Genomic DNA, 12,169 nt, shown 5'->3' with positions numbered 1-12,169 from the left:
GCACACCGGGACGATGTACGAGATACTGCTCGCGGTCGACGAGAAGGACGAACACGCGGAGGCCCAGGTGGACGCGGTGCTCGACCTCCCCGGACAGGACGAGATTCACGCGCACGTCTTCCACGACTTCCAGGACAACCCCACGGGGGCGTCCATCGGCCAACTCGCGTCCGCGCGACACGCCAAGGACTCGCTGGAGGACGCCGGCATCGAAGTGACGCTGCACGAGACGAGCGGCGACCCGAGCGAGGCCATTCTCGACACCGCACGCGACCTCGATGTGGACTCTATCTGCGTCGCGTCCCGTAAGCGCACGCCGACCGGGAAGGTGCTGTTCGGGAGCGTGACGCAGGCGGTCATCCTCGGCGCGGACCGTCCGGTCATCGTCTGCGGCGCCGAATCGTAGCTAGCACGCTGTTTTCCCATTTGTTCGCCGCCATCCGGCGCGAGTCCGTGAATTCCCGGACCGGCCACAAGGTTATACAAGGCGTGTGACGTGTACGTAACTAGGGGCGACGTAGCCCTCCCGAATTCATGCCACCGGAACGCCCGTCGTCGGACGACACCGAGGAAGCCCCGACTGTTCTCGCGGTCGACGACGACACCGACCTCGCCGACACGTACGCCATCTGGCTGGACGAGCAGTACGACGTTCGCACCGCGTACGGCGGCGAGGACGCGCTCTCGAAACTCGACGAGGACGTGGACGTGGTGTTGCTCGACCGCCGAATGCCGGGGATGTCCGGCGGCGAAGTCCTCGAACGCATCCGCGAGGCGGGCTACGACTGCCGGGTCGCGATGCTCACCGCGGTCGAACCCGACGCGGATATCGTGGAGATGGGTTTCGACGACTACCTCACCAAACCAGTGACGCGCGAGGAACTCGTGGACGCCGTCGAAGACCTCCACACGCGGCTCACGCTGGATGACGAACTCCAGGACCTGTACGCGACCACGTCGAAGATAGCCGTGCTCGAATCCGAACTCTCCCCGGAGGAACAGCAGTCGAGCGAGGCGCTCGACCAGCTTCACGGACACGCGGACGCCCTCGAATCGCGGACGCAGGCGCGAATGGACGACCTGACGGACGCAGAGGAGGCCTTCCGCGAAGCGGACTTCTAGTGTTTTTGTAGGCGGACGCGGTAGTCGCGGTATGCGCGTCGCAGTGCTCGGACCCGGCGCTGTCGGGTCGCTGTTCGGCGGTCGTCTCGCCCTGAGCGGCGTCGACGTGACGCTCGTCGGTCGTCCGGGCGCACAGGTGGACGCGCTCCGCGACGGCCTCACGCTCACGCGTCCGGATGGACGGACGGAGCGCGTGGCGGTGGACGTGACGACCGACCCGGGCGCGGCCGACCCCGTGGACATCGTGTTGGTGTGCGTGAAGGCGTACGACACGCGGAGCGCGCTCGCCGACGCCGAACCGTTGCTCGCGGACGCGGCGGTCTGCACGCTTCAGAACGGCCTCGGGAACGCCGAGACCATCGCGGAGTTCGTGCCCGACTCGCGGGTGCTCGCGGGGACGACGAGCCACGGCGCGACGCTCGAAGCGCCCGGACACGTCCGGCACGCGGGCGTCGGCGACACCGTCGTCGGGAACTACTTCACCAGCACGGACGCGACGACCACCGCGCTCGCCCACGCGTTGACCGACGCCGGCATCGAGACCGAGGTTGTGGCGGACGCGGAGCGCGCGGTCTGGGAGAAAGTCCTCGTGAACGTCGGCATCAACGCCGCGACCGCGCTCGCCCGCGTCCCGAACGGCCGCCTCGCCGACACCGATTCCGGTGAACGCGTACTCCGCCGCGCCATCGAGGAGGCCGCCGCGGTCGCGGACGCGGAGGGCGTCGAACTCACGACCGACCCCGTCAACGCCGCCTCGCGGGTCGCCCGCCGCACCGCCGAGAACGTCTCCTCGATGCGTCAAGACCTCGAACGCGGACGAAGAACAGAAATCGAGTCGCTGAATGGCGAAATCGTCGATCGGGGCCGCGAGCACGACATCGAGACGCCCGTGAACGAGACGCTTACGGACCTCGTGCGACTCGCGGAGGCGTAGGGCGGTCAGGCGTAGGTGTCCAGAACCGTGCGTTCGAGGACGCTGTCGCGGCGGAGAACGAGGTAGAGCACGAGGAAGTCGTGTTCCGCGGGGTCGAGGACGAAGACGTGGTGGGGACAGTTTTCGAAGTCGTCGAGGCGGTCGAGGAGCGGTTCGAGCGGCGCGGTACCGTCGCGGAACTCGGTGTAGAGGTCGCGCTCGCCGGGTTGGTCGGCGAACGCGTAGACGGCGCCGTTGGGTTCGCCGTCGGTGCTGTAGGTGGTTCGGGAGTTCACGCCGAGGCCCTCGCGGCGCGCCTCCTCCATGACGTCCAGCGCGTCCTCGAACAGGCCGGTCGCGCCGCCGACGTACGTGATGCGGGTTTCCTCGACGACCTCGTAGTCCTCGAAGCGCGCGGTGCCGTCCGTCCACGCGAGCGTCGCCCGGACGCGGTTACCGGGCGTGAGGTCGTCGCCGTCGTCTTCGACGCGCACCGGGTCGTCACCGTCGAGCGGAACGAGCACGAACCCTGCGCCGTCTGGTGTCCGCGAGCGCACCCGGTACTCGCCGGTCGTTCGGGCCTCCGACATACCACGGGATTGTACGGAGTCGCGTAAAAGCCCCTCGCAGTCCTCACTCGGCGAGCGCGCGCAGCGCGCGCACGTCGCCGGTCGATTCGAGGTCGGCGAGCGCTCGTTCGACGTCCGCTCGTCGGTCGTCGGCGTACGAATCCAATCTGGATTCGTCCACATCGGGGAGGACGACGTGACGGTCCCCGGGTTCCGAGTCGCTCGCGCGCCGGATGGCTTCGAGCGCGCCGAGCCCTCGGCCGAGTACGCCAGCGGCCTCGCGCTGGGCGGTCGTCGCGTCCGCGAGAACTGCGCCGACCGTCGCCGCGGCCTCCCCGAGCGCGCCGGTCGTATCGTCCACGAGCGACCCCGGGTCGGCTACCGTCCGGGAGTCGTCCGTGTAGCGCGCGCCGAACGCGCTCGTGATGCGCTGGGAGACGCTCGTCACGGTGTCGAAGAGGGTTATCGGGCCGTCGCTCCGGCTGAGCGCGTCGTACGCGGCGGCGTAGAGGTGGTCGCTCGCGAGGAGCGCGCGCGTCGGGTCGGCGGTGAACGAGTGCGCCACGTCGTCGTGTAACTGGACGAGCACGCGGCCGCGGAGGCGGACGTGTGCGCGCAGGCATTCGACGCCCGCCGCGGCGGTCGGCGCGCCGTCGTGGCTGGTGTTCGCGAGCGTGTCGTGCACGCGAAGCGTTAGCTCGCCGTACCAGTGGTCGGCGTCGAGCGATTCTCGGAGGTCGGGCAGCAGTTCTGTTGCCTCCGCCGGGAGGACTCGGTCGAGTTCGCGTTCGATGTCGACGGTGGTGTCGGTCATTGGCTCCGCTTTCGACCGAACTTACTGACCAGTCAGTCAAAAACGTTCCGCCCGGTCCGTCCAGTACCCGCGCCCGCGGTTATTTCATAGAGCGATATACGGTGTACGAGTCGTGGGGTCGACACGCGGTTCAGAGTTGGATCGGGAGTACGACGGCGACCGCGGTGGCGAACACGCCGAGCGCGAGAAGTGAAGCGTTCGCGAGGCGGTTGGAGGCGGTGGTGAGGGAGAGCGAGTAGCGTTTCGACGTGAGCGGCCAGAAGAGCGCGACCCCGGACGGCGTGAGCGCGTCCGCGACCAAGTGCGCGGTGATGCCGTACGTGCCGACGAACAGTGCGAGCGCGGCGAGCGGGACGCGCGCGCCGGGAGTAACACCCGGGAGCGCGAGCGCCGCCGCGGCGAGCAGCGCGCCGACGAGCCACGCGAACGCGAGCGTGTGCGTCGACCCCCGGTGTGTCAGTCCGGGTACTCGGTGGTCCCAGTCCGGGACGCGGGCGAGCGCGAGCACGCCGAGCAGGCCGGCGAGCGCGGCGCTCGACCGACCGAAGGCGAGCAGGCCGGCGAGCACGGGCGCGTACAGGAGGAGGCTGACGCCGTAGTGGCCGGTGCGATACATGGCCGTGTGCTCGGCCGGCGGTCGGTAATAGTTGTCGCCGCTAGTCGTAGCGGACGAGCGCGAAGACGACCATGACGGTGGATGCGGCGACGCCGACGCCGAGCAGGCGCCAGCCCGTCGTGTAGCCGGCAGTGTCCGCGACCAGTCCGAACAGGGGCGGGGCGAGCAGGCCGCCGATGTTGAGGCTCATCTGGGCGGCGGCGCTCGCGGCGCCGGCCTTCCCGTCGGGCGCGAGCGCGGTCGCAGCGCCGTGGTAGAGTCCAGGGAATCCGAGGATTGTGAGGCCGAGCGCGGCGAACACGACGAGCATCGTGACGCCGCGGACGGCGGGGAGAACGAGGAGGAGCACAGTGGCGCCGACGATCTGGACGGCGAGCACGCGGAGGCTGGCGCGGGCGGCGGTTCCGGGGACGCGGTCCGCGAGGCTGCCGGCGCCGATGCGGCCGGCGCTCCCCGACACCTGCATCATCGCGAGGACGGTGCCCGCGACCGCGGTCGTCGCGGCCGTGGAGTCCTCGAGGTAGGGGACGGTGTAGCCGGTGAGCGTGTAGACGGCGGCGCCGAGGAAGAACCCGGAGAGGACGAGGACGAGCAGGAGGCGGTTCGCGGCGAGCGCGCGCACGTCGGGAAACTCCATGCGGCCGCTCCCGCCCGTGCCGTCGAACGTGAGCGCGTAGACGGCGGCGGCGAGGAAGCCGACGCCGGCGATGACGGCGAAGCTCGCGGGCCACGTCGGAACGAGGACGTTGTTCGTGACGAACACGGCGCTGATGGCGCTGCCAGCGGTGACGCCGACCTGTTTCAGGCCGACGGCGAGGTTGTACCGGCCGCGCGGGGCGCGGCTGGCGACGGCGCGGTTCGTCGCCGGCATCCCGGTGGCGTACGCGCTCCCGAGGACGAACACGGCGACGAGCAGGCCGCCGTACGTGCCGACCAACGGGACGTTCGCGCCGGCGAGCGCGACGCCGGCGGCGCCCGCGGCGAGGCCGACGAGCCCGCCGACCATCGCGGGGTGGTCGCCGTACGCGTCCACGACCGCGCCCATCGGGAAGAGGAAGAGCGTGTAGCCGAGCGTCATCACGGAGACGACGAGGCCGACCTCGAACCCGCTCAGGCCGTAGGTGTCGCGGAACGACGAGGTCGCGGCGAACACGGCGTAGTAGGCGGCGGACGCGACGACCTGCCAGGCGGCGACGGCGGTGACGCCGCGCCAGCTCCGCGAGGAGTCGCTCGTACTCACTGCGCCCACGCGAGGAGCGCGATGCCGGCGACGACGGCGAGCAGGTAGGCGGGGTGGCCGGCGGCGTACTCGGAGAGCGGAGTGAGCGCGGCGGCGTAGTCACCGGCGGCGAGGGCGTCGGAGAGCGCGGTGGAGGACTGCGTCCAGAACGCGAAGTGGCCCGTGCCGAGGAGGCCGAATCCGGCGCCGAGGAGTTGTTTCGGGCGTGAACTCAGCGCGGTTGCGAGGGACGAGGGAATCGACATACGTCACCTCTCCACGCGCGAGGGAAAAAGCGTAGCGACCGACGGCGTCGGGATGCCTACGCGATGTCGATGCGGCGGCCGGATTCGTGGGTGCGGCCGAACGCGAGTTCGAGCACGCCGTTCCGGTAGGTCGCCTGCACGTCGTCGACCTCGGCGTCGGCGGGGAGGCTGAGGCGCTCGTGGACGCGTCGTCCGCGCGTACCGGTTTCCGCGTCGGCCTCGTGTTCAGCGTCGATGACGACGGCGCCGTCCGCCACGGACACGTCGAGTTCCTCGCGCTCGAACCCGGGGAGGTCGACGACGAGCGTGTGGGCGTCGTCCGTGGTCTGCCAGTCGTGCGTCAGGCCGTGCCTCATGTCGTGCGTCAGACCGCCCGCGAGCCCGGGGACGGCTCCGTCGGCACCGTCGCTGCGGTTCCAGCGCGCACGCACGTCGTCGAACGCGCGGTCCATCTGCTCGAACATGCGGTCCATCTCGTCGAAGGGACTACTTTTCATCACTGTTCACCACCCTTGAAAAGGCGCCCAGCGGATTTATAGTTGACGTGGCACGAGATAGCTCGTCGCCGGTCGGGCGGATTTAGGTGGCGGCCTCCGAAGCCGTGGCCATGACGCCCTTCGAGCGCCGCACCCGCGCCTGCCAAGACCGTCTCGACGCGGACGAGGCCATCGCCCTCTTCCCGAGTCCGAACCTCTACTACCTCGGCGGCTTCCACGAAACCCCGGGCGAGCGCCACTTCTTCCTGTTCGTCACGCCCGACGACGCGGCCTTCCTCGCGCCCGCCCTCTACGAGGACCAGTTGCGCGCCGAGACGTGGGTTTCGGACGTGTACACGTGGAGCGACGGCGACGACCCAATCGAACACGTCCGCGAGGTCGCCGCCGACCTCGACATCGGGTCGCGCGTCCTCCTCGACGAGACGATGTGGGCGCGGTTCTCGATGGACCTCCGGACGGCGCTCCCGGACGCCGACTTCGGCCTCGCCACGGATGTCCTGTCCGCGCTCCGCGTGCGGAAGGACGACGCCGAACTCGACGCCATCCGCCGGGCGAGCGAGGCCGCCGACGCCGCGATGCGGGACGTACGAGCGCTCGGCGCGGACGCCGTCGGGATGACCGAGTCCGCCCTCGCGGCGTACGTCGAGGACCGCCTCGAAGCGCACGGCGGCGACGGCACATCCTTCGACACCATCGTCGGGTCCGGGCCGAACGCCGCGCTCCCCCACCACCATCACGGCGAGCGCGAAATCGAACCGGGCGACCCGGTGGTGTTCGACTTCGGGACGCGAATCGACCGCTATCCGAGCGACCAGACTCGTACTGTGGTGTTCGACGGCGACCCGCCTACGGCGTACGTCGAGGCGCACGAGACGGTGCGCGCGGCGCAGCAGGCCGCGGTCGACCTCGTCGAACCCGGCGTGACCTGCGAGGACATCGACGCCGCGGCCCGTTCGGTCATCGCGGACGCGGGCTACGGCGACGAGTTCGTTCACCGGACCGGTCACGGCGTGGGTCTCGACGTGCACGAGGAACCGTACATCGTGGCGGGGAACGACCGCGAACTCGAAGCGGGAATGGTGTTCAGCGTCGAACCCGGCGTCTATCGCGAGGGCGAGTGGGGCGTCCGCATCGAGGACCTCGTCGTCGTCACGCCGGACGGCTGTGAGCGGTTGAATCACACGACGCGAGACTGGCGGCCGTGACGAGCCCCCGGATTTATACGGCTCTCGAACTACCACCGTGGTGATGGACTCTATCCGCTCGCTCGTCGAACGCGTGGAGAGCGAGGGGCGAACGCTCACCGTCTACGACCCCGCGGACGAGAGTGTCGTCGACCGCCTGCGCGGCTATTTCGGCCCGCAGCGCGTCACCGTGACCGTCGCGGAATCACGCGGCGAGCATGCGCCTACGAACTTCGCCGTGCTGCACGACGACGGCGACGTGGTCGCGGCGAGCGACCTCGACGACGTCGACTCTGTCGTCGCGTTCGAGTCGGGCCTCCTCTCCGACCCCGACTTCGACCGCGACAGCTACCCCGCGGTGCTCGAACACGACGACACGACGACGTTCACGTCCTTCAACAAGCGGAGCATGATAATCGCGTCCCGCGAGGTCGAGGTGGCCGCGTACAACGTCGGCCACGGCGAACTCCGCGTCGGCTTCCAGTCGCTCTCGAAGATGGACGACCAGTGGAACGTCTACACCCAGCTCTCGGACAGCGGCCTCGACGTGCACGTGTACGGGCTCCCGGACTGGGAGAAACCCCAGCAGGAACTCGACATCACGTTCCACACCGACGACACCGAGGAAGTCCGGGAGTCGTGGTTCGTCGCGTACGACGGGGACGGCCGGGACGCGCGGAAACTCGCGCTCATCGCACACGAACGGGAGGACGAGACGTTCCACGGGTTCTGGACGTACAACGCCCGTATCGTGGACGAGTTCCTCGAGTACGTCCACGCGGGCGGCCTCGGCGCATAGGGTTTTTCTCGCGGTCGCGCCAGGGTTCGGTATGGTTCCGCCGCTCGCCGTCGACATCGACGGGACGCTCAGCCGCGCCGACCGCTCCATCGACGCCCGCGTGCTCGACGTGCTCCGCGACTGGGACGCCCCCGTCGTCATCGCCACCGGGAAGGCGCTCCCGTACCCGGTCGCGCTCTGCGGGTTCGTCGGCGTGCCGGAGCGCGTCGTCGCGGAGAACGGCGGCGTCTCCTACGACCGCGACCGTGATCGCCTCCACTTCCACGGCGACCGCGAGGCCGCACAGGACGTGGTGGACGAGTACGTCGCGCGCGGCCACAGTCTGGGCTGGGGCGAGGTCGACCTCGTGAACCGCTGGCGGGAGACCGAGGTCGCGGTGAGCCGCGACCAGCCGCTCGCGCCGCTGCGCGAAATCGCCGAAAAGCACGGCCTCCACGTCGTCGACACGGGATTCGCGTACCACGTGAAGTCCCCGGGAATGCACAAGGGTCGCGCGCTCGCGTCGCTCGTCGCCGACCTCGACTACACCATGGACGAGTTCGTCGCCGTCGGCGACTCCGCGAACGACGTGGAGATGCTCGAAGCCGTGGGTCGGGGGTACGCCGTCGCGAACGCCGACGACGCCGCGAAGGAAGCCGCCGACCACGTCGTCGCGGGCGCGTACGCCGACGGCTTCCTCGACGCGCTGGACGCCGTGCTGGCCGAATAGTTAACCCCGCCCGAGCCCCGGAGACGCGTATGGACGAACGCACGGGACGCCTCGCGGACGCCCGCCCGCTCTTGGACGCGTCCGTCACCGCGACGGCGCTCCCCGACGGCAGCGTGGACCGCCGGTACACCGTGGAGGACCCGACGGGCGCGGTGCGCTCGCGCGAGTCGTTCGGCCGCCGCATCGCCGCGGGCGACGCGAAGTCGTTCTACGTCGACCACCAAACCACCGACCCCGGCGGCCAGGCGGTGAACGCCGCCCGCCAGTTCCACGCGCTCGGCGACCGAACCACGCTCGCCGGCCATCTCGACCACGACATCTTCGAAACGCTCCCGTTCGAGACCCACTCGATGGGCGCGCCCGCCGACGTGGACGTCTACGAGTTCGAGTCCGACGCCGTGATGCTCACCGAGGAGTCCACGGGCATCGAGACGTGGCGGTTCGAGACGCTCGAACGCGCGCTCGCCGACGTGGACGCCGCGCTCACCGCCGACGCGGTGGTGTGGACGAACTGGGCGTCCTTCCCGCACGCGACCGACGCGCTCCGCGAACTCCGCGAGCGCGACCCCCAGGGCGGCGTGCTCGTCGTCGACCCCGGCGACGTGACAGTCACCGACCCCGCAATGATTCCCGGGTTCGCGGACGCGCTCGGTGCGCTCACCGACTGCTACGAGGTCGTCGTGAGCGCGAACCGCGCCGAAACCCGCGTCCTCGCGGACGCATTCGACGACTCCGGCGAATTCGACGCCGGCTACGAGGACGATGACTCCCTCGCACGCGTCGTCCGGGACGCGCTCGGCGTGGACGCGTTCGTCGTGCACGAGGTCGAGCAGGCCGTCGCCGCCACCCGCGACCTGCTCGCCTTCGTGCCGAACGAACCGACGAGCGACCCCGTCCGTTACACCGGCGCGGGGGACCGATTCAGCGCCGGTCTCGCGCACGGCCGCGCCGCCGACGGTTCGTGGGTCGAGTCGCTCGCGCTCGCGAACGCCTGCGCCGCCCACTACGCGCTCCGCGGCGAAACCGCGGACCCCGATGCGCTCCGCGCGTTCATCGACTGAGGTCGTCCCGCGAGAACTCCCGCCCGCACTCGCCACAGCGGTACTGGCCGATTCCGTTCTTTTGCACCGACGCGACACGCCCGCAGTCCGGGCACTCGATATCGACGACAGTCATAGCGAGAACGGTTACACGGGCAGGGCGTTCCGAATCCACGCGAGGATGCCCGGCCCCGCGGACTGCCGGTGCTCCTCGAACACAGGGTGGAGTGCGTCGAGCAGGTCGCGGCGCGACTCGAAGCGCTCCCGTCCGGTTTCGTCCAGCGCCGCGGAGAGCGCGAGCGTCCGCCCGCTCGCCTCGTACGGGATTTCGGGGTCGCCGGTCGCCGCGACGACCGCCGACGCGGTCGCCGGCCAGTCCACGTCCCCGAGGTGTTCGTCCACCGCCGCGATGCCGAACGTCACCGCGTCCGGTTCCTCTCCCTCGTCGTTCATCGGTGGTCGCGCAGCCATCACGCGGCGTGTGGAACGCCACCACCGAAAACGCTACGCACCATACACCACATACGACGATACAGAATAGGGCTGCTAATGGCTCCCCGTTTCTATTATTTCAGACTATATTCGACACAAGACACTTGCAAGGCTGGATTCAGGATTCGCGTATGAAGTCTCGACTCGCTGTTTTGGGTGTGGCCGCTCTGGTGGCGTTCGCAGGCTGTAGTGGCATAGGTTCATCGGGAACAACGAGCCCGCAACCCACTCCCGACACGACTGATGTAACCGACACGACGACGCCATCGCAGACGGACACGACTACTCAGGAGGCAGAACCGCGGGAGTTCCAAAGCCTCTCAAACGCGTCGCAGGCGTTCGCCATGGAGGCGATTGAAGACGGGGAGGCGACCGCGCTCCGCACTAACCTTAACGATGACCTCGCTCCCGGCATGAACTGGTCAACGCTCCAGTACCAGGGGACCGTCTACAACGTGTCTTGGGAGTTCGTGGGAGCGGTCGCTCAGTACAAACTCGCAAACGGCTCACGCGTGAACGCGTCCGAGGTCGAGAACACGAGTACAGTAGTCGCGTACAGCAACCTCTCAGAGCGTGCACAACGCCTGTTCACGGATGCACAGACCGGGAACGAATCGGCGTGGTATGGCAGTGAGACATTCCCGGATCGGTTCCAGAACTACCGTTTCGTGGAGTATCAGGGAGACTACTATCGAATCCTGGTATATACTGGTGAGTTCGAGCAGTACCGCCTCTCCGCAACCCCGGCGTAAGGGGGAGACGGATTTCCAGGCCAACGTTCCGGTCCAGACAGCCTCTCTATCTCACTTCCGGCCCCAATCTACTCAAGAGCTCTCAGACTGCGCGTGCTGGATAGCGCGAGAAGATAAACCAACCAAGATGAGTGGTCTCCGCTGAACCTATTATCACTTCACCATCTTCGCAACACGTCGCGTTAGTCGCGTTTGAACGCGCCGGCGACGAGCAGCGGGAAGACGAGCGTGGCTTCGGCCTCAATTTGGACGTAGTTCGTCTCGTCGTCCTTGATTTTCCCCCAGGAGACGGCTTCTTCGGGCGGTGCGCCGGAGAGCGAGCCGTCGCCCTCCATGCCGGTGGAGATGTAGACGGCGTGGTCCGCACCGCCGCGGAAGAGGTTCGTCATGATGGCGTGGTGTTTCGGGACGCCCGCGCCGACCGCGATGAGGCCGGTCTCCTCGGCGAGCAGGCCGTGTTCGATGAGGGCGTCGTAGTCGTCCAAGATTTCGATGCCGACCTCGCTGTCGTAGCCCTGGCGGTAGTAGTAGAGGAAGTTCCCGACCTCGGCGTCGGTGAGTGCGGGGCAGAAGATGGGGACGTCCTGGTCGGCGGCGTTCTTCAGGATGGAGTCCTCGTCGTCGAGGGTCTCGCCGAGTTCCTTCGAGAACTCCGTGGGCGTCCGAACCTTCTCGTCGGCGAAGAAGTCCTCGAAGAAGTCGTTCAGGTACTCTTCGAGCCAGACGTACCGGTCCGAGGGGACGAAGATGTTCCCGAGTCGGTTGATGCCGCGCTCGCGGAGTTCGGCTTCGTCGGCGTCCCACTCGCCCATCTTGAACGGCTTCGCGGTCTTGATGACGTCCTCGGTGATGGAGCCGGAGGTGGTAATGATGACATCGATGAAGCCCTCGCGGACGAGGTAGGCGACCGTCTCCCGGAGGCCCGAGGAGACGATGTTCGAGGTGAGTGTGAGGTAGGTGGTCACGTCGTCGTCGCGCATGTCGCGGGCGATGTCGACGGCCTGCGCGAGGTGGGTGGCCTGGAAGCCCGTGGTCTCGTAGGCGTCGAGCATCTCGAAGAAGTCGAAGTCGCCGCGGAAGTCGTAGCCGCGCACGTCCGCCGAGTCCAGTTCCTCCTCGGACCCGGGGACGACGTGCTCGTGGCTGTCGTCGTCGCTCATACGAGAGTGTACGCGTC

17 protein-coding genes are annotated in these 12,169 nt (G+C 68.5%); 8 read left to right on the top strand and 9 right to left on the bottom strand.

Annotated elements, in window-relative coordinates:
- Positions 1–13 precede the first annotated feature (13 nt).
- The 3 genes from ACOZ4O_RS04455 to ACOZ4O_RS04445 all read left to right on the top strand — a co-directional run bounded on the left by ACOZ4O_RS04455 (position 14) and on the right by ACOZ4O_RS04445 (position 2,056).
- Entirely contained in the window at positions 14–406 is a 393-nt protein-coding gene (locus ACOZ4O_RS04455; RefSeq protein ID WP_424524109.1) for a universal stress protein, read from the top strand.
- Positions 407–534: 128 nt separating this feature from the next.
- Positions 535–1,122 (top strand): response regulator transcription factor, encoded by a 588-nt coding sequence (locus ACOZ4O_RS04450; protein WP_424524108.1) that lies wholly within the window; start codon positions 535–537, stop codon positions 1,120–1,122.
- Positions 1,123–1,153: 31 nt separating this feature from the next.
- Positions 1,154–2,056, top strand: coding sequence for a ketopantoate reductase family protein (locus ACOZ4O_RS04445; RefSeq protein WP_424524107.1), 903 nt, complete (start codon positions 1,154–1,156; stop codon positions 2,054–2,056).
- A 5-nt stretch (positions 2,057–2,061) separates the two neighbouring features.
- Here the strand turns inward: ACOZ4O_RS04445 and ACOZ4O_RS04440 are convergent, their stop codons facing one another.
- The 6 genes from ACOZ4O_RS04440 to ACOZ4O_RS04415 all read right to left on the bottom strand — a co-directional run bounded on the left by ACOZ4O_RS04440 (position 2,062) and on the right by ACOZ4O_RS04415 (position 6,016).
- Entirely contained in the window at positions 2,062–2,625 is a 564-nt protein-coding gene (locus tag ACOZ4O_RS04440) for a DUF6663 family protein (RefSeq protein WP_424524106.1), read from the bottom strand.
- A gap of 43 nt (positions 2,626–2,668) precedes the next feature.
- Positions 2,669–3,418 (bottom strand): polyprenyl synthetase, encoded by a 750-nt coding sequence (locus ACOZ4O_RS04435; RefSeq protein ID WP_424524105.1) that lies wholly within the window; start codon positions 3,416–3,418, stop codon positions 2,669–2,671.
- Positions 3,419–3,548: 130 nt separating this feature from the next.
- Complete coding sequence (locus ACOZ4O_RS04430) at positions 3,549–4,034, bottom strand: metal-dependent hydrolase (protein WP_424524104.1); 486 nt, start codon at positions 4,032–4,034, stop codon at positions 3,549–3,551.
- Between the two features lie 40 nt (positions 4,035–4,074).
- Positions 4,075–5,274 (bottom strand): MFS transporter, encoded by a 1,200-nt coding sequence (locus ACOZ4O_RS04425; RefSeq protein ID WP_424524103.1) that lies wholly within the window; start codon positions 5,272–5,274, stop codon positions 4,075–4,077.
- A complete protein-coding gene (locus ACOZ4O_RS04420) occupies positions 5,271–5,519 on the bottom strand; it encodes a hypothetical protein (RefSeq protein WP_424524102.1) in 249 nt (82 codons plus the stop codon). The genes ACOZ4O_RS04425 and ACOZ4O_RS04420 overlap by 4 nt, the downstream gene beginning before the upstream one ends.
- Before the next feature lie 56 nt (positions 5,520–5,575).
- Entirely contained in the window at positions 5,576–6,016 is a 441-nt protein-coding gene (locus tag ACOZ4O_RS04415; RefSeq protein WP_424524101.1) for an Hsp20/alpha crystallin family protein, read from the bottom strand.
- A 110-nt stretch (positions 6,017–6,126) separates the two neighbouring features.
- Here ACOZ4O_RS04415 and ACOZ4O_RS04410 point away from each other — a divergent pair, with 110 nt between their 5' ends.
- The 4 genes from ACOZ4O_RS04410 to ACOZ4O_RS04395 are packed head-to-tail and all read left to right on the top strand — an operon-like array spanning position 6,127 to position 9,769.
- Positions 6,127–7,221 carry a M24 family metallopeptidase gene (locus ACOZ4O_RS04410; protein WP_424524100.1) on the top strand — a complete coding sequence of 365 codons (1,095 nt, stop codon included), beginning with the start codon at positions 6,127–6,129 and terminating at the stop codon, positions 7,219–7,221.
- 43 nt (positions 7,222–7,264) lie between these two features.
- Positions 7,265–7,999, top strand: coding sequence for a DICT sensory domain-containing protein (locus ACOZ4O_RS04405; RefSeq protein ID WP_424524099.1), 735 nt, complete (start codon positions 7,265–7,267; stop codon positions 7,997–7,999).
- A 31-nt stretch (positions 8,000–8,030) separates the two neighbouring features.
- Positions 8,031–8,708 carry a phosphoglycolate phosphatase gene (locus tag ACOZ4O_RS04400; RefSeq protein ID WP_424524098.1) on the top strand — a complete coding sequence of 226 codons (678 nt, stop codon included), beginning with the start codon at positions 8,031–8,033 and terminating at the stop codon, positions 8,706–8,708.
- A 29-nt stretch (positions 8,709–8,737) separates the two neighbouring features.
- A complete protein-coding gene (locus ACOZ4O_RS04395; protein WP_424524097.1) occupies positions 8,738–9,769 on the top strand; it encodes a PfkB family carbohydrate kinase in 1,032 nt (343 codons plus the stop codon).
- Here the strand turns inward: ACOZ4O_RS04395 and ACOZ4O_RS04390 are convergent.
- Entirely contained in the window at positions 9,759–9,884 is a 126-nt protein-coding gene (locus ACOZ4O_RS04390; RefSeq protein WP_424524096.1) for a hypothetical protein, read from the bottom strand. The genes ACOZ4O_RS04395 and ACOZ4O_RS04390 overlap by 11 nt on opposite strands.
- A gap of 11 nt (positions 9,885–9,895) precedes the next feature.
- Positions 9,896–10,219, bottom strand: coding sequence for a hypothetical protein (locus tag ACOZ4O_RS04385; RefSeq protein ID WP_424524095.1), 324 nt, complete (start codon positions 10,217–10,219; stop codon positions 9,896–9,898).
- A 152-nt stretch (positions 10,220–10,371) separates the two neighbouring features.
- Between ACOZ4O_RS04385 and ACOZ4O_RS04380 the strand changes: the two genes are divergently transcribed.
- Positions 10,372–10,992, top strand: a complete 621-nt coding sequence (locus ACOZ4O_RS04380; RefSeq protein WP_424524094.1) for a hypothetical protein — start codon at positions 10,372–10,374, stop codon at positions 10,990–10,992.
- Positions 10,993–11,174: 182 nt separating this feature from the next.
- On the opposite strand, the gene ACOZ4O_RS04375 is transcribed toward ACOZ4O_RS04380, so the two are convergent.
- Positions 11,175–12,152 carry a deoxyhypusine synthase gene (locus ACOZ4O_RS04375; protein ID WP_424524093.1) on the bottom strand — a complete coding sequence of 326 codons (978 nt, stop codon included), beginning with the start codon at positions 12,150–12,152 and terminating at the stop codon, positions 11,175–11,177.
- Positions 12,153–12,169: the final 17 nt, after the last annotated feature.

It is taken from the genome of Salarchaeum japonicum (genome assembly GCF_049705945.1).
GTDB classification, from domain to species: Archaea; Halobacteriota; Halobacteria; order Halobacteriales; family Halobacteriaceae; genus Salarchaeum; species Salarchaeum japonicum_A.
This window is presented reverse-complemented; position numbering and strand designations above follow the sequence as displayed.